At 31.8% G+C, this 22,859-nt stretch carries 16 protein-coding genes and 1 other annotated feature; of the genes, 9 read left to right on the top strand and 7 right to left on the bottom strand.

Annotated elements, in window-relative coordinates:
• Nucleotides 1-74 precede the first annotated feature (74 nt).
• The 4 genes from ABWU82_RS01630 to ABWU82_RS01615 are packed head-to-tail and all read left to right on the top strand — an operon-like array spanning nucleotide 75 to nucleotide 4,728.
• Nucleotides 75-1,742 (top strand): RNA polymerase sigma factor, encoded by a 1,668-nt coding sequence (locus ABWU82_RS01630; RefSeq protein WP_353289770.1) that lies wholly within the window; start codon nucleotides 75-77, stop codon nucleotides 1,740-1,742.
• Nucleotides 1,732-2,409 (top strand): tRNA (adenine(22)-N(1))-methyltransferase TrmK, encoded by a 678-nt coding sequence (locus tag ABWU82_RS01625; protein WP_353289769.1) that lies wholly within the window; start codon nucleotides 1,732-1,734, stop codon nucleotides 2,407-2,409. Before ABWU82_RS01630 ends, ABWU82_RS01625 begins: the two co-directional genes overlap by 11 nt.
• The gene (locus ABWU82_RS01620; protein ID WP_353289768.1) at nucleotides 2,387-3,175 is read left to right on the top strand and encodes a Nif3-like dinuclear metal center hexameric protein; all 789 of its coding nucleotides are present in this window, start codon (nucleotides 2,387-2,389) and stop codon (nucleotides 3,173-3,175) included. The genes ABWU82_RS01625 and ABWU82_RS01620 overlap by 23 nt, the downstream gene beginning before the upstream one ends.
• A complete protein-coding gene (locus ABWU82_RS01615) occupies nucleotides 3,175-4,728 on the top strand; it encodes an ABC-F family ATP-binding cassette domain-containing protein (RefSeq protein ID WP_353289767.1) in 1,554 nt (517 codons plus the stop codon). Before ABWU82_RS01620 ends, ABWU82_RS01615 begins: the two co-directional genes overlap by 1 nt.
• A gap of 794 nt (nucleotides 4,729-5,522) precedes the next feature.
• Here ABWU82_RS01615 and ABWU82_RS01610 read toward each other — a convergent pair.
• From ABWU82_RS01610 to rplJ, 5 genes are all read right to left on the bottom strand, one after another.
• Nucleotides 5,523-5,666, bottom strand: coding sequence for a hypothetical protein (locus tag ABWU82_RS01610; RefSeq protein WP_353289766.1), 144 nt, complete (start codon nucleotides 5,664-5,666; stop codon nucleotides 5,523-5,525).
• Nucleotides 5,667-5,923: 257 nt separating this feature from the next.
• Nucleotides 5,924-7,375, bottom strand: a complete 1,452-nt coding sequence (locus ABWU82_RS01605; RefSeq protein ID WP_353289765.1) for an MFS transporter — start codon at nucleotides 7,373-7,375, stop codon at nucleotides 5,924-5,926.
• A gap of 122 nt (nucleotides 7,376-7,497) precedes the next feature.
• Nucleotides 7,498-8,154 (bottom strand): hypothetical protein, encoded by a 657-nt coding sequence (locus tag ABWU82_RS01600; protein ID WP_353289764.1) that lies wholly within the window; start codon nucleotides 8,152-8,154, stop codon nucleotides 7,498-7,500.
• Between the two features lie 88 nt (nucleotides 8,155-8,242).
• Nucleotides 8,243-8,608 (bottom strand): 50S ribosomal protein L7/L12, encoded by a 366-nt coding sequence (gene rplL / locus ABWU82_RS01595; RefSeq protein WP_353289763.1) that lies wholly within the window; start codon nucleotides 8,606-8,608, stop codon nucleotides 8,243-8,245.
• A gap of 42 nt (nucleotides 8,609-8,650) precedes the next feature.
• On the bottom strand, nucleotides 8,651-9,145 hold the full coding sequence (gene rplJ / locus ABWU82_RS01590) for a 50S ribosomal protein L10 (RefSeq protein WP_353289762.1): 495 nt from the start codon (nucleotides 9,143-9,145) through the stop codon (nucleotides 8,651-8,653).
• 35 nt (nucleotides 9,146-9,180) lie between these two features.
• Nucleotides 9,181-9,274, bottom strand: a sequence feature (ribosomal protein L10 leader region).
• A 334-nt stretch (nucleotides 9,275-9,608) separates the two neighbouring features.
• Between rplJ and ABWU82_RS01585 the strand changes: the two genes are divergently transcribed.
• Entirely contained in the window at nucleotides 9,609-11,432 is a 1,824-nt protein-coding gene (locus ABWU82_RS01585) for a ribonuclease J (protein WP_353289761.1), read from the top strand.
• A gap of 43 nt (nucleotides 11,433-11,475) precedes the next feature.
• The gene (locus ABWU82_RS01580) at nucleotides 11,476-12,147 is read left to right on the top strand and encodes a deoxynucleoside kinase (RefSeq protein ID WP_353289760.1); all 672 of its coding nucleotides are present in this window, start codon (nucleotides 11,476-11,478) and stop codon (nucleotides 12,145-12,147) included.
• Nucleotides 12,148-12,206: 59 nt separating this feature from the next.
• Here the strand turns inward: ABWU82_RS01580 and ABWU82_RS01575 are convergent, their stop codons facing one another.
• Nucleotides 12,207-13,844, bottom strand: a complete 1,638-nt coding sequence (locus ABWU82_RS01575) for a potassium transporter TrkG (protein WP_353289759.1) — start codon at nucleotides 13,842-13,844, stop codon at nucleotides 12,207-12,209.
• 181 nt (nucleotides 13,845-14,025) lie between these two features.
• Between ABWU82_RS01575 and ABWU82_RS01570 the strand changes: the two genes are divergently transcribed.
• Together ABWU82_RS01570 and ABWU82_RS01565 are read left to right on the top strand one after the other, a co-directional pair.
• Nucleotides 14,026-14,697, top strand: coding sequence for a potassium channel family protein (locus ABWU82_RS01570; protein WP_353289758.1), 672 nt, complete (start codon nucleotides 14,026-14,028; stop codon nucleotides 14,695-14,697).
• Between the two features lie 419 nt (nucleotides 14,698-15,116).
• Nucleotides 15,117-19,520 carry an ABC transporter permease gene (locus ABWU82_RS01565; protein ID WP_353289757.1) on the top strand — a complete coding sequence of 1,468 codons (4,404 nt, stop codon included), beginning with the start codon at nucleotides 15,117-15,119 and terminating at the stop codon, nucleotides 19,518-19,520.
• A 43-nt stretch (nucleotides 19,521-19,563) separates the two neighbouring features.
• Here the strand turns inward: ABWU82_RS01565 and ABWU82_RS01560 are convergent, their stop codons facing one another.
• Entirely contained in the window at nucleotides 19,564-21,525 is a 1,962-nt protein-coding gene (locus ABWU82_RS01560; RefSeq protein ID WP_353289756.1) for an MFS transporter, read from the bottom strand.
• A 165-nt stretch (nucleotides 21,526-21,690) separates the two neighbouring features.
• On the opposite strand from ABWU82_RS01560, the gene ABWU82_RS01555 reads away from it, so the two are divergent.
• Nucleotides 21,691-22,848 carry a restriction endonuclease subunit S gene (locus ABWU82_RS01555; protein WP_353289755.1) on the top strand — a complete coding sequence of 386 codons (1,158 nt, stop codon included), beginning with the start codon at nucleotides 21,691-21,693 and terminating at the stop codon, nucleotides 22,846-22,848.
• Nucleotides 22,849-22,859 lie beyond the last annotated feature (11 nt).

The raw sequence follows: 22,859 nt of genomic DNA, 5'->3' as shown, positions 1-22,859 counted from the left end.
AAAGATGTATCTAAAAAAAGCGGGGGTAGTTTGACTACAAACGACTTTTTTTACTATTAAGGAATGTGATAAATATGCCAACTAAAAAAGCTGCTACTGAACAAACAACTAAAGTAACAAAATCTACTGCCGAAAAGGTTTCAAGTAAAGAAACCGCAATTCCTGAAGAAGGAATTAAAGTCGTGAGATCTGGTAGAAGATCTAGTGTAAAAGTCACACACGAATCTGCTGATGGTAAAACTGTAACTGTAGAAAAACCGAAAAAAGAAAGAACGGTTCAAACAAGAAGAGGTAGACCTTCTTCTCAAACTGTTATCGTTGAAGATACAGACCACGGTATTGAAAAAGGTGTTGCCGAAAGAATCGAACCTATCCATAAAGAAAAGAAGAAAAAAACTTCTATTATTCTAGGTGGTAGTAAAACCACTGCTGAACCTGTAGTCAAAAGAGGTGTAAAAAAACCAGAAATTGAATCAATTGCTGAATTATCATTTAACGATAGTTTAAGTAAAACTTTTGACCAAAAAATGGTTTTAGAATCTTCAAGTAAAAACACTCTATTACTTTTAGGTCCAAACAAAATTTTAGACACTTTAATTAATAACGCTAGAACAAAGAAAACTAAAAAAGATAAAAATAAAATCTACATGTCTCAAGTGCAAGACGCATTTGCTCACTTTGCTTTAAGTGATGATGAATATGAAGAAATTTATACAACTATTATCAATGCCGGTATTGAATTATCTGACGAAGAACCAGTTAAGAAAACTAAAAACGGTAAGAAAAAAGAAGATTACGGAATTGATGATACTGATGAATTAAACGCTAATAAATCAGGTTATACTTCTTCAATTAACGATAGAGTAGATGATGGGGTTAAAGCGTTCTTAGGTACTTTAGGTGAGTCTAAGATGTTAACTAACAAAGAAGAATTAGAATTAGGTAGATTACTTAAAGAAGGTGACGAAGAACAAAGACAATACGCCACTGACCAATTCTTCACATCAAACTTACGTTTAGTAACTTCAATTGCAAAGAAATACTTAAACAGAGGTTTAGACCTTGAAGACTTGATTCAAGAAGGCTCACAAGGTTTATTAAAAGCAATTACTAAATATGATTACAGCTTAAAGAATAAATTCAGTACTTACGCTACATGATGAATTCGTCAAGCAATTACGAGAGCGATTACTGACCAAGCGAGAATCATTAGAATTCCTGTTCACATGGTAGAAACTATCAACAAGTTAATCAAGGCTGAAAGAAAACTTGTTCAAGAATTGGGTAGAGATCCAACGGTTGAAGAACTATGTGAAGAAATGGGTGGATCAATTAGCGGTTTAACTCCTAAAAAAGTGAGTGATATTAAGAAATTAAACATTGATCCAGTATCTTTAGATAAACCAGTCGGACATGACGAAGAATCACAATTCGTAGACTTTGTTCAAGATAACGATGTAGTATCTCCAGAAGAACATACTGAAATGGAATTATTACTAGAACAAATCGACGAAATCTTCGAAAAAGTGTTAACTGAAAAAGAAGAAAAAATTATCAGAATGAGATATGGTTTAAAACCTTATCTAAAACAAATGACTTTAGAAGAAGTTGGTCGTGAATGTGACTTCACTAGAGAACGTGCAAGACAAATTGAATCTAAAGCTTTACGTAGACTAAAACAATTGCCAAGAATTAAAAAATTATCATCATTCTTCGGACCAGGATTTTTAGGTGACAAATAGATTATTAGCTGTCGCTAACCTGATTAAATCTCATAATCATCAAGTAAGCGTGATCGACGTAGGAAGCGACCACGCTTACTTGTCTATTTACTTAGTTGAAAATGGGTTAGCTGACCGGGTAACTAACATTGAAGTGAACGAGTTACCGTTAAAAAATGGTTATGAAAATGTACAAAAACATAACCTATTAGACAAAATTGACTTTGTCTTGAATGATGGTTTTAAAAATTTAGATTTAAAAAGAGCAATTGACTACGTAACTATTAGTGGCATGGGTGCCACAAGTATTATGAATATCGTGGAAAATAATTTACACCAAGTGCCACAATATTACATTGTGCAACCTAACAATGATGTTCATAAATTAAGAAGTTTCTTAAAGAACCACAACTATATCATTGATAATGAAGAAATTATTTATGATGCCGGTTTGCATTACGAAATTTTAAAATTCCACAAGGCTGATACTACAAACATTCTTGATGATGTAGATTTATTTGTTGGTCCAGTAAATAAAGTAAGTTTAACTGAAGTAAAGAAAGCCTATTTCTTACAAAGAATTAAAGGCATTGAAAGATTTGATTTAGAAAAAATTAGTTCTCAGTTAAAACAAGAATATTTAGTGATGAAAGAATTTTTAGAAGATGAAAAAAATTGAACTTGTTAATTATTTAAATCACCTTTATCCATTTGAACATGCAGAAGCATGAGACCAATGCAGTTATGATTTAGATCAAAACATAGATGGAGAAATCACTAACGTGTTGGTAGCTTTAGACTTAAATAAGTTATCTTTAAAAATGGCGTTAGAAAATAACTGTAATGTCATTGTGACACACCATCCGTTGTTTAAAAATAATGTAGAAAATCCTGATGATTATGTAATGAATGTGGTAAACGTAGAGTTGTTTAACGCTTTACAAGAAAACCAAATTTTACATATTGCTTTACACACTTGTTTTGATATGGATTTACAAGGTACAAGTTACCAAATTTTTAAAAAGTATTTAAGTCCGATTGCTAAATTGGATGAAGAAATTACTAAAACTTCGCAATTTTTGGTGTATGGTACATTAAATGAACCGATGAAATTGGAACAATTTATAGATTATTTAGTGGAACATAAATGCTTTAATTCCAGAAGATATTTACAAGTGCAAAACAAACAAGCGGTAAGCACGTTTGCTATTGGAGCTGGATCTTGTTCATCAATGATGAATGAAGTGCTAAGCCATAAGACTCAGATGTTTTTAACGGGAGATGTTAAATGACATGGTTTTCAAGATGGTCTAAACGCTAATTTATGTATGGTGGATATTGGTCACGACGCTGAACAAGTGTTTGTGGATGTGATTTATAACAAGTTAAGAGAATGAAATACAGAGTTACCTATCTATAAAGTTTTTAATTTAGGTTACATTAAGGAGAGATAATGGCATTTTTAAAAGTAAGCGAATTAACTCATAGTTTTATTGATAAAGATATTTTCAAAAACGCTGAATTAGAAATCTTTGAAGGGGAACACGTTGGTTTAGTTGGAGCCAACGGTAAAGGTAAATCTACTTTATTTAAAATTATTTTAAAAGAGTTAGAAGCGGATGAAGTAAGATTAGATATTAGTCCTTACATTTCTGTAGGCTACTTAGACCAACATACTCAATTAGGTGACACTCAAAGTGTGTATGACGTTTTAAAAACAGCATACCAAAGTCTTTACGATTTAGAAACTGAAATGACTAACTTGTACATGACGATGGGCGATGTTTCTGAAAAAGAATACGATAAGATGATGCACCGGGCTGGTGAAATCCAAAACTTATTGTCTTACAGTGATTTTTACAGCATTGACGAAAAAATCAAAAGTGTGGCTAGAGGTTTAGGGATTGATAAATTTGGTTTAGATACTTTAGTGTCTAAATTATCTGGTGGTCAAAGAACTAAAGTTTTATTATGTAAATTATTATTACAAAAACCTGATCTAATGTTCTTAGATGAACCCACTAACTTCTTGGATGAAGAACACGTTGCTTGATTAACTGACTACTTAAAAAATTACGAAAAAACTTTTGTCTTAATTTCACACGATATGAACTTCTTAAACGAAGTAAGTAACGTTATTTACCATATTGAAAATTATCAATTAACACGTTACAAAGGTAACTACGATAACTTTGTAAAAGTGCATGCGATGCAACACGAAAAGTTAGTGAGTGAACAAAGACGGCAAGAAAAATACATTGAAAGAATGGAAACTTTCATTGCAAAAAATATTGCGAAAGCAAACACAAGTACCAGAGCTAAATCTCGGCAAAAAATGTTGGATAAGATTGAAAGAATCGAAATCGTGAAAGACGATAAAAAACCAGTCTTTGGATTTTATGAACATGGCGCGCCAGCCAAAAGAATTGTGAATGCTTCTAACATTGAAATTGGTTACAACCACTCATTAAACCATCCGTTTGATTTATTGATTAAGAGAAAAGAAAAAGTAGCAATCGTTGGGGTCAACGGTTTAGGAAAAACCACTTTATTGAAATCTATCATTAACCAAATTAAACTAATTGGTGGTGAAATTAAAATTGGTGACTTCGTGACCTTTGGTTACTTTGAACAAGAAACCAAGTTTGATTCTAACCAAACAACTTTTGAATACGCTTACGACCACTTCCCTCCAGAAGACAGAACCCAATATAAATTAAGAAGTGAATTAGCCAAAGTAGGTTTAAAGAAAGAAAACATTGAAAACAGAGTCAGCAAACTCTCTGGTGGTGAACAAGCCAAATTAAAATTAAGTATTTTAATGAACTCTGAATACAACGTTTTAGTTTTAGATGAACCCACTAACCACTTAGATAAAGTGGCTAAACAAGTCTTAAAAGAAGCCTTAATGAAATTTGATGGCACAATTATTTTAGTGTGTCACGAGCCTGAATTCTATGAAGGGTTAGTAACTAAAGTCTTAGAAATTCAAGACTTAATTAGATAACGTAAATTAATCTAATAATTCTGAAACAAATATTTAATAGATAACAAAAACCAAGTGTTTCGACCCACTTGGTTTTTAATTTATGCTTGAAATTTCAACGCTTTATAATTTTATTTTCATGGCCTACTTAGTAGCGTTAATAATAATTTCATTATTATACTTAATTACTCGTAAGCAGTTAAGTTAAAACGCTCCAAGTATAAACAAGAAAAAAACAAAGTGTGTCGAAGCACTTGGTTTTTAATTTGTGCCTGAAAGTTAAGCACATATGATTTCATTGATTTCATTATACATTAAATTCGGAAATAATAAATTTTATAACATAGTTTAAACCGCGTTCGTAATTGCGCAGTTAATTATGTAATAAGTTTATGCAAAACTTTAAATTTTACTTATTTTTTTAAAAAAACAACACGAAAAAAATATGTTTTAACACAATAATTAGTCTATTAATTAACGTTATCTTTTGTGTTAAAAATATTATTATTTATAATAATTTTGTGTCTAGAAAGGAGCATATAGTGTTCTTCTTTTTATGTGATACTTAGTAGCGTTAATAATAATTTTATTATTGTTATACTTGATTGCTCGTAAGTAGTTAAGTTAAAACGCTCCAAGTATAGGCAACAAAAAAATCAAGCGTTTCGGACCGCTTGATTTTTAATTTGCGCTTGAAAGTTGAGCACATAATGTTCTTACTTAATTTAATTATATATTAAAGTTTGAAATAATCAATTTTATAACGTGTAAATCGCCTTCATAATTACTTGGTTAATTATGGAGGTGGGTTTAGATTATTTTTTTGATAAAGCTTTTAATAAACCATTTAAATGCTCGTTTATTTCTTCATTTTCATCAAAATATTTAAAAGATTCTTCGAAAAAATTGTCAGGTCAACGATTCAAAATAATTTTATTTTTCTTATCTTGCTTCATCATTTAACTTCCATTTATTGTATTTATTATATATTTTATATATCACTTACAACGTGGTTATGTCATGCTAAATCTGATTGTGCTTAAAATCTATATTACTTTTTTAATAAAACCTCATAAATAATTAGAATGCTTGGGCACTATTTTTTAATCAACAAAATAATGTTTTTTAATAAGTAATTATCAAGTAATTCGTTACATTAACTTAAATATTGAAAAGAAAAAAAGTTGGTTTTTTCAAACCAACTTTTATAAGATAATTAGATCTTTTCAGATACTAAAACTTCTTCTTTTTTAGCTTCTAAAGGTTGTGCTGATTCTACAGCCTTTGGTTGCTTAAATTTGAATGAAGCGTTGTCTCTGTCAAAGAAGTAAGTTAATAACACAAATGTAACGATGGCTAATAATACACAACCGAATAAGATTAAGTTTTCAACCATGTATGTGTGCATGTAACTGTTGAATGAGTGGTTGCTTGCCATTAATCTGTGTTTTACTCATGGAATGAATCATCCGGCACCAGTAATACCGATAGCTAAGATAGATTGGTAACCACCCATCTTTGTAACGACTTTACCTGATGTTGAGATTTTTAATACAACAGCTAAGATTAAGTTGTATAAGATTCCGTAAGCGAAACCGTTTAAACTGTGAACACAGAAGTAAGCGATTGGGCTTCTAATGAAGGCTGCAGCTAATTCGTAGATTACTCAAATTCCTGAACCTAATAAGAAGATTGATAATGTGTTTCATTTTTTAATTAACACTGTACCAACAAGGATACCAGCTACTAGTTGGAATAGACTGAAAATAACTGATAAGTATCCTTCGTAAGCAGCACTTGAAGTGTGGTTGTATTTTGCTAATTGTTCCACGTGCATTGTACCAATACTGCCTGAGTTACTAAATTTGATGAACATAATTAGCATACCGACAAAGGCTAAACCGAAGAAGAAACCTAATTCTTGACTACGGTTATTTTTCTTTTCACTTAATTGTTCTTCAATAGCATTGAATAAACCTGGTGTAGTTCTTCTCTTTTCTTTTAAGAAGAACATCATGATTAACGCTAAGACACAGAAAGCTAAAGCAATCATTCACAGAATCAATAAGATATGTGGATCGGTTTTACCGTGGCTTGTAGCTGCTGTTTTAACTACTGATTGAATAGGAGCAGTTAAGAAGTTAGCTAATAATGGTGGAATAGATAATAATGAAACGGTTAAGAAGGCTCTTTTTTTACCGTATTGTTCTTTGAATAATAATTCGTAGGTACCAATACAGCTGGCCCCGACCCCGATACCGAAAGCTTCAACGATGTTAGTTGCAGTTGAAGGGTGAGCGATAACAGGAATGAATAAGATAATTTGTACCACTAAACTGAAGTACAAGAAAGCTTTTCTAAATTTGAAAACGTAGCTAATAACGTCAGCAAACGCTCTCAAGAAAATTCCGACAAATCCGTAAGCGGCCAGAACCACTCACATTAATTCAACATCGCCCAAGGCGTGTTGCATTGTCCCTCTATAAGGACGTACTAACATAATCGGAACTCAATAAATTACATAAAGGACAAATAGGTATTTGTATCCTTTTTCTTTTAATTTTAATTGGCTAATGAAGACTATCGACCCGATAGCAATTAGCACGAAGATAGCCACGTTGACCGCGATACTCACAATTTGCGGGTGGCTTAGTGTGATACTCTGCATAGATTCCTTTCATAGAAAGAATGAAATAAACTGTACTAGTAAAACAACCTAAGAGTGTTTGGTTCTTAGATTGTTTGTTAAGCACTCTTTGAAGAAAGAAGAGGTATCAAATCCGCACCTAATTAATTGTTGGTTAGATCTGATGTAGTTTTAGGCTGGTCATCGAACTCAGAATCAGTTTCTTCATGGTTTGCTGAATCTGAATCCTGTGATACCGAATCTATGATAGTTTGTCTGAAAGCGTCCAAGGATACTTGGAAGGCTTCCTCACTGTTCTCAAAATCACGACTTAAAGTTTGAGCACCGATTTCCAAATTTTTTAAGTTAAATAAATTAACGTCAAAGTATCTGGGATTTAGTTCGGTTACTTTGGTCATTTTTTCGTTGATTGCTGCTAGTTCTTTATCTCAATCGTGAAGGTTCACCCTTCATAATAAATTGGTTAGTAAAGTAACTAAGAAAAACAACACGTCAGGGGTACATAACTTGTTGTTTTTTAATAAGTCTTCCATTTGTACTAATACAATTGGTGACCCAGTAAATTCGTGGGTAATTAAGAAACCCGCGATAATTAACTTTTTAATACTTTCAGCTAACTCAGGACTAGTATCAGGAAAAATGTATAACTTTTGTTGGTAGCTAAAAGCGGTTAATTCGTCAATTAATTCAGGGACATAAGTTCCTAATAATTTCACGTATTTATTAACGCAATCTCTTAAGGTTACCACACCATCTTGAGGTTGAGAAATTCCTAATAGTTTTGTTAAGTTATAAGTCATAATGATATTTATTTTATTATAAAAACCTCTCATTCAACAAGAGATGAAAGAGAGGTTAATTATGTTTGTTTAAATAATTATTGAGAAATTATTTTAATTCAACTTTAGCGCCGATTTCTTCGAATTTTTTCTTCATTTCGTTAGCTTCTTCAACTTTAACGTCTTCTTTTAAAACGCTACCAGCTTTTTCAGCCATTGCTTTAGCTTCCATTAAACCTAATCCAGTAATTTCACGGATTAATTTAATAACGCCAACTTTGTTTGATCCAGCATCCATTAATACTACGTTAACTTCTGATGGAGCTTCTTCAGCAGAAGCTGCAGCTGCAACAGCTACAGGAGCTGCAGCAGATACACCGAATTCAGATTCGATAGCTTTAATTAAATCGCTAACTTCTAAAATTGTCATTTCTTTTAATGATTCAATAATTTGTTCGTTTGTTAATTTTGCCATTTTTGATTTCTCCTATATGACATCTTTGATAAATAGAATTTATTATTCAGATTTTGTTTCACTCACTGCTTTAACAGCATATAAGAAACTACGGATAGGTGATTGTAAGCATGATAAGAACATTGAGTACAATCCTTCTCTTCCTGGGATATTTGCCAATTGTTGAATTTTATTTTGATCAGCAAATGTATTTTCGATATATGCACCTTTTAGGTTTACAACATCAAATTCTTTAGCTACGTTGTTAACGTTTTTAATTGGAGCAATTTCATCTTCAAAAGCGATTGCAATTGCGTTAGGACCTTTTACTAATCCTTCAAAATCGTTAATACCAGCTTCTTTTAATGCACGACGTAAAATGTTGTTTTTTAATACGTACATTTTTGAACCTGATTTGTATAATTCAGATCTTAAAGCTGTGATGCTTTTAGCTGTTAATCCAGAGTATTCAAATACAATAAATGATTTAGCTTTTTGTAAATCACTAGTAATGCTTTGAACTTGAACTTCTTTAGCTTGAATAGCTTGTTGGCTCATTTCTACACCACCTTATATATCTAATTTATTGACAATATGCAAATAATAAACGAATTATATAGATAACGTTCCTCGGTAACAAATTAAGGACAAGCCAGTTACTGTCTTTGGCACATTGACAATTTAAATTATAGCATGACTATAAATGAAATGAGTTTTTATTTCTAAAAAAGAAGAATTATTTTTAAAAAAATCGCCCTATTAATATAGATATAAAAAAAGTCACTTATTTCCTAGAAAAAAATTACATTAGTGTCTTTGGATTTTAAAAATTATATTAATATAAATACATATCATTTAAGTTAATCTTAAAAACTCGTGACTTAGGTACCCACACTAAGTTATCTTAATATTTTTCATAAAAATATCATATTCATTTGAATCCATCTATAAATGAACGACTCTTATAAATGGTATTTTTATGTTTCAAAATGAACATTTGTTGAAATTAAAGGATTTTTATATGAAACCAAATAAAAAAAATAATGGTTCTCAGTCTATTAAACCACCCAAAAACACTAAACCTACCTATATTTATGCTCTAGGTGGCCTAGAAGAAATTGGTAAAAACACTTACGTTGTTGAATATGACGACAACATCATTATCGTCGATGCAGGAATTAAATTTGCTAACAGTACTTTATTAGGTGTAGATGGTATGATCGCTAACTACAGTTCTTTATTAGAACGTAAAGACAAAATCAAAGCATTAGTTATTACACATGGTCACGAAGACCACATTGGCGCTATTGTACACTTATTAAAAAAAGTTCCTGTTCCAAAAATTATCGCCCCTCAATTATCTGTTAAATTAATCGAAAAGAAAATGTCAGAATACAAAAACATCTACCAACCAGAATTAATCATGTATTCTGATAACGACACATTTGAATTTGGTGACATCAAAATTGATTTCTTTAGAGTATGTCACAGTATCCCTGATGCATTTGCTGTATCTTTCCAAACACCAAATGGTAACCTTGTAGAAACTGGTGACTTCAGATTTGACTTTGCCACTGAAGGTGACCAAACTGACCTATACAGATTAATGAAAATTGCACATAGAGGTGTAGATGTCTTATTATGTGAATCTACTTCTGCTGAAGTACCTGGTTTTAGTGAATCAGAAAAATACATTATTAGAAACATTTTAGACTACATTAGAAGTGCTAAAGGTAGAGTATTCGTCTCAACATTTGCATCGAACCTATCAAGAATTGAATCAATCGTTGCAATGGCCATCAACATGAACCGTAAAGTAGCTATTTTAGGTAAATCAATGGAAGCTAACGTCAAAATTAGTAGAAAATTAGGTTACTTAAAAGCTAAAGACTCTGACTTTATTCAAGCAAAAGACATTGCAACTATGCCTGATGAAGAAGTGTTAGTAATCTTAACTGGTTCTCAAGGAGAAGAAAACGCAGCGTTGAACGTTATGGCTTCTCAAAAACACTCTAAAGTAAGCTTAAAACCTAATGACACAATCATTTTATCTTCTAACCCAATTCCGGGAAATTACGCTCAAGTGGAAGAAATGATTAACAAACTTTACAAATTAGGTGTGACAGTTTACGAAAATCACCCTGATAAAAAGATTCACGCTTCAGGTCATGCGACTAGAAGTGAACAACAATTGATGATTAAATCAATTGATCCAAAATACATTGTGCCAATTCATGGGGAATACAAAATGTTGAGAACCTTGAAGAAAAATGCAATGGATTTAGGTTATGACAAAGATAACATTATCATTGTGAAGAATGGTGAAGTTTTACAATTACTGAACCATAAATTAACAACCACAGAAATTAAACACGAAGCCAGTCCAATGTATATCAACGGTCACGAAATTAATTCTGACTCAGCTGGATTACTAACAGACAGAAACTTATTATCTTCTGAAGGGATTATGGATGTAGTGGTGACTTACTCACCAACAGAAAACACAATTGGTTCTGTTAACGTAATTATTAGAGGTAGTTTCTTTGCAAAAGAATCTACAAGTTTAGTTCACAAAATTACTTCTTCAGTTAAGGGTAAATTATGTGAAACTATGGAAACTAACCCACAATATACTGAAAACGATTTATACCAAGCAACTCATGACATTACTAAACAATTAGTGTGAAAGTGAAAGAGAAAAAACCCAATTATTATTGTGGAATTTATTAATTTAGATGACATCACAGCCAAAATTAAAGCTGGAAGTTACTACGAAGAAAAAATTAAAGATAAAAAACAATTAGAAGCAATTGAAGAAGAACTAGAAGAAGATTCAATCGAATAAAGATTCTTCTTGCTTTCAAGTGCAATAAAGGAAAGAGTTTAAGATGGCAGAAAAAGTTTATACACCCGTACATAAAAGTATTAAAGTAGCTAATAACATCGTTATCGGTGGAATGATTGCCTTTGGCAAATCAACCTTAGCTGAAACTTTACACAAAAGAATCGAACCTTCAAAATTAGTCTTTGAATTAGACGATAAAGACGAATTAATGATGTTGTTATTGGATAAAATGTACCAAAGAAGTAACAACGTATTATTTGGTTCATTATTCCAACTATACTTTGTTTTAAACCGTTTTGAAAATTACAAGAAAAACTGTAATTCAAGTGATTTAACAATCTTCGACAGATCAATCTTTGAAGACTGATTATTTGCGAGAGAAAACATTAATAAACCTTCAGTGTTTAATTACTATGATTCACTATGACAAAACATTTGCCAAGAATTAATTTATGAATTCGGGGTTCCTAAACTTTACATCATTCTAGATGGTGACTGAGAATTGTTCAAAGAAAGAATCTTCTTAAGAAACCGTAAAGTAGAAATTGATAACTTCACTAAAAACGAAGATTACTTCAGACACTTGTTATCAATTTATAAAGAATATTTAATCGGAACTTGTAAAGACTTCGGTATTAAATATTTAGTAGTCGATGCAAGATTAGAACTTGAAGAAAAAGTTCGTTTAGTAGAAGAAGCTTTAAAAGAAATGTAAGAAAAATCCTAACTGAATTAACTCAGTTAGGATTTTCTTTGTCATAAATGGTGTAATGATTAACCAACCCGGATTTCATCGACTGGATAGTTCACTGCATTGCTGGTATTTCTTTTTTTGAACACGAAGAGTGCTGACGGCACACCTAATTGTCCAATAATCATCACAATACAGATGAAGATGGCGATAAACACCCCGTTTAAGTTATTAGTGTAAAGTGCTGGCGAGATACCACTAGTTAAACCAACGGTACCGTAAGCGGACGCAAACTCAAAGATTAAATCAGTAACAGAAGAGTTGACTGGTCCCAGAAGCTTGATCGCTAGTGGATAACTAATTAAAGCAAAACCAACCACTAACGCCACACTAATAACAGTAATTAATAATGAAGAGATAACTGTTTCTTGCGTAATAGAACGTTTTCAAATTCTTGTATCTTTAAAACCTTTCGCTTTTGAAACAGTAGCCATAAACATAACGGCTAAAGTAGTTGTTCTAATCCCTCCACCGGTAGAACTTGGCGCACAACCGATAAACATTAAAATAATCATGACTCATTTGGCTGGAGCTGACATATCGTTTTCGGTGACAGTGGCAAAACCAGCGCTCCGACTACTGAAGGCATTGAAAAGTACATATACGAACTCGTTCCAGTTCCGTGCAACTCCTTCTTTGCCAAAGTAGACGTTTTCTAAATAAGCACAGTTGTTAACTTTGTAAATTAAACTGTCGTTTAAACCAAATTCAAATCCTAATAATAAGATTAAGCCAAATAAAGCTACTATAAAGTAAGTACTTAAAGAAACCTTAGTAAATAATGAGAATCTGAATTTTTGACGTCTGTGTCTTAGTTTGATTCACTGTAAAACATCATAAATTACAGGATAACCAATTCCACCAATAACAAATTGCAAGATAACTACAATTTGGAAAATTGTACCTGTGCCATTTCTAAAACATGAAAGTGATGAGTTACCAATGACATCGAATCCGGCGTTATTCATTGTTGAGACACTTTGGAAAATGCCTGTTCAAATAGCTAAACCAGGATTATGGTATTGCGGGTTTAATTGGTTGGAATTAATTACTCAATCATCATTGTTTAACACTTCACCAGTATGGGCTACGACCATTCTAGCTGAAGTAGCGTTTACTTGGACATATGATGGCACTAAACCGAATCATAAACTGTAGAAGATTGCGAAAATTAATTCAGTAGTTAAAATGAAGATAACAGCTGATTTAATGGTTTGGTTAGATAACCCTAATTTACTGTTTCCTCTTTCAGAAGACATTAATAGTGAGAAACTGAAACCAATCTTGTTTCTTTCGTAAGTCGGAATTCTTTTAATTTTTTTATAAATATAGTTATTAAAAACTACATTTCAAAGAATTCAATAAATGGTAAATAATCCCATACCACCAACTTGAATTAACAAGCAGATTACAATTTGACCAAAAATGTTGTAAGTTTGCATAATTGCAAACGAAGTTAACCCAGTATCCGAGAACGCTGAAATAGCTGTGAATAAAGCATCGATGAACGTGTACGGATGCGTGTCGCCATTATACAAGGTGACAACGTAATGACTGGGATTACGCAAAGAAATGGGTAACAATAATAGAATTACACCAATAATAATTGCGTATAAATAAAATAAAAATAATTTCTTGGCTGCGGATTCTCCGATAAACATTCGGTATAAGAATCGCTTCCAATCGAAGGGTTTTCATTTTCTTGAAGTCATATTTTACGCTTATTCTTTTAAATATAGATTAAATTCGTGTAATGAAACATTCCTAATTTTTGTTATGATTTTAAAGATAAACATATCTATTATATATAATAGTTGAAATAAATCGATTGAGGTTTTTTAAATGCAAAAAAAAGAATTCTGTATTATTGGGGTAGAAAACTTTTCTAAAGAAGTTGCTACTTCTTTAGCTAACGCTGGGGCAAAAGTTGTGTTAATTGACAACGACCAAGAAAAAGTAGACATGTTGTCTACCCAATTTGAATTTGTGTATAAAGCAGATGCTACTAACCTAACAGCTTTAGAAGATATCAATATCTCTGAGTTTGATCAAGTGATTGTTGGGGTAAGTTCTATGGAAGACTCAATTTTAATTGTGTCTAACTTGCGTCAATTAAAAGTAAGAAATATTATTGCTAAAGTTAGAAATGAAGTGCAAAAAAGAGTCTTGTCCATTTTAACTGACAATAAAATTAGAATTATTTGACCAGAAGAAACTATGGCCGAATTTACTTCATTTAGATTAATTCACGACATTGACTTAAACATTTCAATGTTTGATGATGGGGTATCCATTATTAAAATTCCGGTGACAAACCCTAAGTTATTCCAAGTTGATATCAAAGACTTTGAATTAAAGTCACAATACTTAACTAACATCATTATGATTAACAGAGGGACAGAAGTTATTTTCCCAGTGAGTTCACAAACGAAATTATTAAATGGTGACATTGTTACTTTGGCTTGTAAGTCAGGAACTACAGAAAACGTGGTTGCCTTATTTACGAAAAAGTAATTATTGAAAAGTACTAACTAAGTTTATATATAATATACATATTTAATGTAAGTGCAAATTAAAATGAAGCAAATCAAAAACCTTGAGTGTTGTAGCAACATTAATTATGCTAATCCCTTAAGCACTCTAACTACATTTTTTGTATTTTTATGAAAAGTAATGATTAGAAAACCTAATTATTACGTTTTTGATTTTGTCTTAATTTTTACAATTTGATTATGCTTAAAAACACACTTACCTTACGATAAATACTTAAAATTAACTTTTTTAAGAAGTGTAATTTTGAGTTTGTTACAAACAGGAAAACTGCACGTTCTTCTCTTCTAGTCTTTTTTATAAAAGATCACAGAAAGGAATAGAGATGCATGCGAAATTTATTTAGAAATACGCTGCGGTATGTCTTTAAAAATAAAGCGTCGATGTTCGGGCTCATTATTTTATTATTTATCGCTATCGCTGCGTTTACTTTATTCACCAGTCTGAGTAAGTCCATGATTAAGTCTTATGATGGCCTAGTGGATAACTATAATTTACATAACATTGTCATTTATGATAAATGGTCTGATGTTAATAGTGTTAGACAGAAAAATGAGTCAGACTTTAACGCCGAATTGAATAAGCTTGGTGTTAAATATAGAAATTTTGAATCATTAAGAGTAATTAACGGTAATAACCAAGACCAATATAAAGTAATTAAATATAGTAATAGTTATACGATTGATAAACTAGATATTTTCCAATCTTATGGTTTACCGGTTAACAAAGATAACCAAGCTACCCTACCAACAGGAATTGATTTCAATAAAATCTTGCAGCAAAGCTCACAAGGCTTAACTGGTAAAGCTAGCGCTAAGGATATTTTTGCAAGACAAGAATTAGTCTACTTCGCTTCGAACGCAGCTTGAAGTACTTCAAAGTTTGCCAACGAATTTAAAGCGGCCTGAAAGGTCTTATTACAACATCCTAATATTGACCCTTATAATCCTGATTTAACAGGATTATCAACGTCTGACCAACAAGCGTTAACGACGATTGAACCTTATATTAAAGCTTTCGTGGATCCTAACAATAGTTTGGTGGTTCCGCCAAAGATTAGGGGTTCTAGAATTACTTTTGTGATGGATGCATGAAACAATAACATTCCAGCAACGGGTTACTTTGATGATCCGTCATCATACTTAGCTGTAGTTTCTCCAGAATTTGCGAAAGATAATCATAAAGAAATTTATCACTATGATAATTATTTAAAAGAAGTAGGTGAAACTAAAACTACTTCAGTGGATATGGGCAATATTCACGACTTATCAACTGCAATGCCAACAACCGATCAGTTTATTAACTGGTTCCAAAGCATTCCGAATAAATATAAGGTTTACGTTAATAGCATTCCTTATTTAATTGTGGGAACTGGTATTTCACCAGACTTCATGTATCCGATTATTTCGTTCCAAAACGTGATTCCTAACCCACAAAAAGAAGCGATTTTATATATGAATGAAACGGGTTACAATAGAACTCAGTTCTCATTCCCAACTGCACCACACGAATCATTTATTTTAGCGAAATATGATGGCAAAGAAGCTTTAGAAGCCATCGTATCTAAAATTAATGTCTTAGCGAGAAAGTATATGGCGTGACCATCCAATGTTACCCCAGCTTATACATACTACAACCCTAAGAACCAAATGTCACCCGCTAGTTTAAGAGTTAACTTTATTGTGCAACTAGTGGCAGCAATTCAAGGGGTAAGTATTGCGATTACAATCTTCATCGTAGTGTTATCACTATTTGTGATGTCATTATTTGCTAAGAGATTCGTTGAACAAAACAAACAAACAATTGCAATCTTAATTTCTAACGGGGTAAACAAATTAGCTGTATTAAGCAGTATTGCCTTAATTGGGGTTGTCCCATGTATTATTGCGAGTGTATTAGGATATGTAGTTGCCTTCTTCTTACAAGGTACTGCATTATCAATCTTCTCAAAATACTGAATGATTCCAACGCCGATGTATGATTTTAACGTCGGTTGAATGTTCTTAGCCATCTTTGCTACTTCAATCGTCTTTGCTATTTTAACTTTCTTCATTGGTATGTGAATGTTAAGAGGTAACTTAGTTGCCTTAATGAAAGAAAACGGCACAATTAAAGTTGGTTTCTTAGCTAACGCTGTGAAGTCAATCTTCAATTGAGGTCCAATTATGTTGAGATTCAGAAGCTCTTTAGCTTTTGCTTCTTTAATGAAAATTGTGACATTAATTGTCATGACAACTATTACAGGGGTAACTTTAACCTTTGTAACTTCATCTAGTGGCAAACTAGATGAAGTAAATAAAAATGACTTGAAGAGTAATACTTCAAACTTTGCAATTAATTACTTTACTCCAACGGTAGAAAGTGGTCAATATTTAGCAATTGCTAATGATATGGTTGGACGGATTATTCATGAATACCACCAACCAAATAATGGTGAACTAAATAATCAAGGTTATGACCAAAACTTATTCTACTTATCAGCTTTCTATAACTCACCAGCGTTTAGAAAATATACAGCTTTACACTGACCAAGTGCTTTAGATAGTCACCAATATGCAAATGACATTTTATTCTTAAAGAACAAAACCGAATTGCAACAATTATTGATGAATAGATTTGGGGTTGGTTCTGAATCGGTAGTTCCATGAAATGTACCGTTAGCAGTAATGCCAACTGACCAAATTAATACTTCAAACCAAATGTGTAAAGAATATGGTGAAAGATTAATGACTGATATGCGTCCTTACAACGAAGCTTTCTTCTTCAACACGGGCGCAAATGCAGATGGTACTGGTAAGGTCTTACCAGACGCTAATAACGCTTTACCATTCCCTAAAACTTGAGCAATTCAAAACTTTAACGTAAAAAATCCAAGTGATTGAAAATTAAGTTACGGTGTTAATGGTTATAGCGAAAAATATGGAGTAATTTCTGCTCCAGAAATTCCAGGATTAACTTCACCAGAAGCAATCCTTAAAATGCAACCTAACGAAATTGGAACATTAATTAATAAAGCTTACAGTACATATTCAAATGATAATAATTGACCACAAACTCCAAGTCAAATGTTACAAGAAAAGTACTATCCATTAACTTTATTCCATAAGAACGTAATTAGTAATGTTCGTTTAGCGCCACATAATAAGAACATTGTCTTATTTGATGTAAACACACAACTAAACGGTGAACCTTACTTATTAACTACAAGATCAATGTTCATGAAGTACTTAGAAAAAGGTGTAGCTATTAACAGTGATACAAACACAAGTAACATTGTGTTAGATCCATTTGCAAATACAACCACTTACGGTTACGAACCAAACATCATGACTAATACAGGTCCGATTGCTTTAGCGTACCGTTTAAACTTCATTAACTTCTTCTTACACGCTTATATGGATCCAGCTTACACTGATAGTTTCTACAACATCAGTTACAACCAAGTTGTCTTCAATAAAGCAACTGATGAACCTTACACTTACATCGACGCTACTGTTGATAGTTCAGTAGGGAAAAACTCACCAATTCAAATTAAAGGTATTGTGCCAGATTCTAAGTTTATTAATCTATACAGTAGTACAACTGGTAAAAAGATTAACAACAAATTGTATGCTGCACCAAACCTATTAATTGTGAACCAATATGCTGCAAGAAAATTCAAATTAAAAATTGGGGATGAATTCCAATTCACACCAAACAACACAATTTGAAGATACACTTCAGCAAATCCAGAACAAATCTTAACTGATCCAAATGCACCACAAAAGTTATACCAACCTTGAGAACAAACGTTTACAGTGGTAGGTATTAACAATACTGGTCATAACGCTGAATTCTTTACTTCAATGACTTCAGCTCAAAATGTTTTAGGTTTAGCTACTGCTGAACAATACCAAAACAAAACTAACGTAACTGAACAACCAACCGCAGATAATAACTATGCTTTATCTGTTGGTATGAATAATAAGTGAAATACATTTGGTGGTTTCAACGGTATGTTTACTTCACAAGTAAAGCCAAACGTGTTAACTTCAAACATCGACTTATATTCACCAAATGGTTTATACCCTGGTAGTGATAGTTGAGAAAAAAATAACACTATGATTACGTTAGTGAAAAACGCGTTAAATTCACCTTATCAAACAGCGTATATTGCGAACGCTTTAAATATGAATAATAACCAATTCACTGCAGCTAGTCAAACTTTCAAAAATAACTACTTGAAAGCACATCCAAAAGCTACTGCAGAAGAAACTCAAAACGCTTTAATTGGCGCAATTATTGATGGTATTTCTGATATTTACGGTAAGATGAGTTTAGCTTCAATTACTACATCAGCAGATGCTGTAAAACAAGCTGCAGCAATGTTTGCAATCGTGTCAAATACGTTTGACCAAATCGAAGGAATTGTATCTGCTTTAATTATTGTGTTATCAATGATTATTGTGGTTCTATTGGCTTGAATCATTGTCTTAGACATGTTGAAATTAGCCGCTGTCTTAAAGACATTAGGTTACTCAAACATGAGCAATGGCTGAAACTTCTTCAGCGCCTTTGTACCAACATGAATTATTTCATTAATCATTACAATTCCGTTATCAATGTTAGCGTTAAGCATCTTCAAAACATTTGCTTTTGCTAATATTGGAGTCTTAATTACCGCTCCAATTAACTGATGAATCTTCGCGTTAATTGAATTAGGTATCGCCGTCATCTTCTTAATTATCTTCTTTACCGGAATGTCATTCTTTAAAAAGATTAATATTGTAGAAGTCTTAAAATGATAAGAAAAAATCCTTTTCCCTATGTAGTTTTGGGAGAAGGATTTTTTTAATGTCAGTTCATAATGGTGTTATGAATGGCGCGATACTTGTTATAGTATTGTTCAATCTTGTGACCAGCTTGTTTTTTATAACGTTTCGTTTGGTATTTACTTGTTAACCGTTTTTGTGTCACGTGATGATCATAGACTAATGTCAATTGTTGTAGAAGTTGCATTTGACTAAAGTATAAGTAGTCACGGTAATACTGGTTAAACTGTTCGTAATTATAACGAGTAGTTTCTAACTGGTAGGTTAAGTTTTGTAAAAACTCACTATGTTTAAACTTTATTTGACTCAATTGGTATTTAGACAAGCGTTTAGTTTGTCTGTGTTGTAATGAACTTTGTTTAGCTTGACAAACCTTTAATAATTTTTGGTATTGTTGAACGGTTTGTTGGTAACACTTCGATAAATTGTCTGTTTGGGTTAAGAGTAATTTGGTGTAACGCTTTTGTAATTTTTGTTGGTATTTCTTTTGCAAGGCGTCTAAATTAGATTCAAAGTATCAGAACTGTCAAATCATAAATTGGTATTGCAATTTATCTTGTCACATAAATCAGTTGAATTTATTAAAGGTTGTGGTTTGTAAACCTTCGGTCTTTAAATGACTAATCTTTTTAATAGCGATTCAGGTCAGAATGGCTCCTAGACCTAAAGCACCAATGGCAAAAATTCAAGCACCAGTTCATTGGTGGTGGCATTTAATGCCAAAAATATAAGAAACTTCACCAGAGTCAGCAATACCGTTTAAGGTTGGTAAACTAATGCAGTAACCTAAGCTATAAGCGACAGCAACAACTGATAAAATTTTTGAGACGTCACGCTTTTTAAACAGATCCATAACAATGAATGATCGACCGGTACGATAAGTTAATGTACCTAAACCAGAAAAGAAACTAGCTCCGAAAATAGCGTAAGTAGCTTTAGCAGATAACAGTAATAAGAATAAGCCTAGAATTCTCATAGTGGAACCCACTACTCAAATTTTGGCTGATTTAAACTTATCAAACAAAGTACCACCAATAGAATTACCAATAATAGAACCAATGGCAAAGAAGAAACCGATATAACCCATTAGTTGATATTTATACTTATTATAAGCTCAGCCTAAACCGTCTTCTAAGAAGGCAAAATGCATATTAGCTCAAGTGCCAACACCTAATGAGGTGATAAAGAAACCAATAACAAATCATCAGAACCAAGGGTTTCTTTTTAAAACTTGGTATCCAGGTCCCATATCTTCTTTTTGTTTTTGGTCTCTGACAAAGTTTCTTTGGTCCGTGGTATTTCTATAAGCATCAGTTTTAGGTAATCTAATCATTGTTAACGTAATGATTAAACCGACTGCAATAGAAATAGCCCCGAAAATAAAGAAGACATTTCAAACGGCTAAATGAGCGGTATTAGGTACATAACCCAAAGCTGGACTTTTTAACGCCGGATTAATAATTGCTTGTCAAGTCATGGCCCCCACTCCAGTACCACTAGTAGCAATCCCAATAGCTAAACCTTTTTGCTTTTCACTAAATCATTGGTGAATAACCAAAGGAATACCTAAAGTGGAAAAAATCATAGCGCCAATAGTGACTAAAGTTTGAGCGATGTAAATGGTTGTAATGCCAGCTCCTAATGCGTGAGTCGCAAATTGCGCTAACCCAAAGCACATGAAGCCGAAACCATTAATTACAATCCCTAAACTAAAAAAGACCTTAATGTTAATATAACGGAAGATCTTGTTTACGTAAGGGCTTACCAGCATGTTAATAATAGATGCAACTAAAAACATCATCCCAATTAAAAACATGCTATTGTTTGTCACGAAACGTGACAAACTTCATAAAGTTAACGGAGTTCCGTATTGAGGAATACTATAACTAATAATATTAATTAAACAACATGCAAAAAGAACTACATATTTCGCAATATCATAGTTCTTTGAAGCATTGCTTTTCAAATGTAATTTATTCATAAGTAATCTCTAAACCTATTATAACGGTTATTCTAAAATACTACAAAACCCAGAAAAGAAATCTAGGATTGAAGAAAAGAAAATGTTTGCAATAAATAATAATTGCGTATGATTAATACGAAGATAAAATCACTGAAGTAACCTAGAAAGTAGAGAAAGAACTTTATGAATAATAAACAAGTTCCTGAGATTAGATTTAAAGAATTTTCTAAAGAGTGAAATTTTTGCATACTGAAAGATATGCTAATTATTTCTAGAGGAGAAAGAATCACTAAAAAGTCAGTTCAAAACTCTGGATATCCAATAATTAGTGGTGGTACAGGAATATTTGGATATTATAAAGATTTTAATCGTAATCCAAACATTATTACCATTGCTCAATATGGAAGTGCTGGGTTTGTAAATTTACAAAAAGAAAAATTTTGAGCAAATGATGTGTGCTACTGCATAGACACTAAAAACGTTATAGACAACTATTTTATGTACTCTTTTTTACTTAGTAAACAATTGTATATTTATTCTTTGGTGAATAATAATGCAATCCCTAGTTCTATTTCTTCGGAATCTATATACAATATTCAAATACCAAAAATTGATAATGATGAAGCTTTAAAAATTGGAAAATTTTTTCTTACATTAAATAACCTTATCGCTCTTTATAAGAAGAAGTGTGAGAAACTAGAAATTATAAGAAAATCTCTAATAGAAAATGTATTTATTGATCTTGGTTTTAATCAGCCTAATATAAGATTTAAAGAGTTTAATTCAAAATGAATTAATAAAACATTTTCTGAACTATATAAGAAAAATACTGTCAAAAATTCTAATTTAAAATATGACGAAAATAATGTAATTTCTGTTGCAAATATGTATTTTAAATCAGACGTAAAAATTTCAAATGAAGAGTACTTAAAAACTTACAATATATTCAAAATTGGTGATATAGCTTTTGAAGGTAATAAAAGTAAAAACTTTACATGTGGTAGATTTGTAGAAAATACAATCGGAGACGGAATAATTTCTCACGTATTTGAAGTATTTTCTCCAATTATTGAATATGATTTATGATTTTGAAAATATTTAATTAATAATGAAAAAATAATGAAAAATATTTTAATGAAATCAACTAAAGCTACTACAATGATGAGTAATTTAGTTTCTAAAGATTTTTTAGAACAAAAAATTAAATTACCTGAATTGAAAGAACAAACAAAAATAGGGATTTTATTAAATACAATTTCTTATAACATTACTCTATGTAAGCGTAAGTGCGAAAAACTAGAAAATATAAAGAAATCATTGCTGGAAAAGATGTTCATCTAATCAAAATCTAA

The sequence above is a fragment of the Ureaplasma ceti genome (assembly GCF_040369755.1).
Taxonomy (GTDB): Bacteria; Bacillota_I; Bacilli_A; order Mycoplasmatales; family Mycoplasmoidaceae; genus Ureaplasma; species Ureaplasma ceti.
Note: the sequence above shows the minus strand (reverse complement) of the source record. Positions and strands in the feature narration are given on the sequence as shown.